Annotated in this window: 1 pseudogene; it reads left to right on the top strand. The window is 73.3% G+C overall.

Annotated elements, in window-relative coordinates:
* A pseudogene (locus tag AC1DWF_RS37835) lies at window positions 1–189 on the top strand (hypothetical protein); the annotation flags it as partial.
* Between the last annotated feature and the right edge of the window lie 357 nt (window positions 190–546).

Genomic DNA, 546 nt, shown 5'->3' with positions numbered 1-546 from the left:
GCGGTGTTCAGCCTGGAGGCCGGCGAGGCCGAGGTCGCGCTCGGCGAGGGGCTGCGCTACCGGCACAACCCGGACCACGCGGCTGACCTGGCGGTGGCGGCCGGCTTCACGGTCGTCGCGCGACAGGAGGCGGTGCTCCGGCGCGAGAAGGGCGCCGATGTCGCGGGGGTCCTGTTCCGGCTGGGGTGACGGCGCGGCGGGGCTCAMACCCAGCAYTCSCGGAAGGGCCTGGGGATGTAGCGTCGGCCKCCGGCGAGGGTGTGGAGGGTTTTCAGGCCGCGSAGGAAGTCGAGGGCGGCCTGTTTGTTRYGGCGCCAGTTCGARAGKCGCYGCTCGATCGGCAGCCGATGGATGATTTCGGACAAATCGGGATYGGSGMCCATCCAGGGCGGKSCYGGSAGGGCGCGCYTCAGSTTSAGGCGGCGGGCGAGGASGATSAKGCGCAGGCCGCGMAGSCGGATGGCGCGGCGGGCGGCGCGGCAGATGGGGCCGAGGAGGTTGCGGAGAGGATGGCCCTCGGGCGCGGCGGCCAGCGCGAGAAGGAGG

It is taken from the genome of Aminobacter sp. P4_D5 (assembly GCF_056401815.1).
The sequence above is the reverse complement of the archived record's forward strand: the minus strand, read 5'-3'. Positions and strand labels throughout refer to the sequence as shown.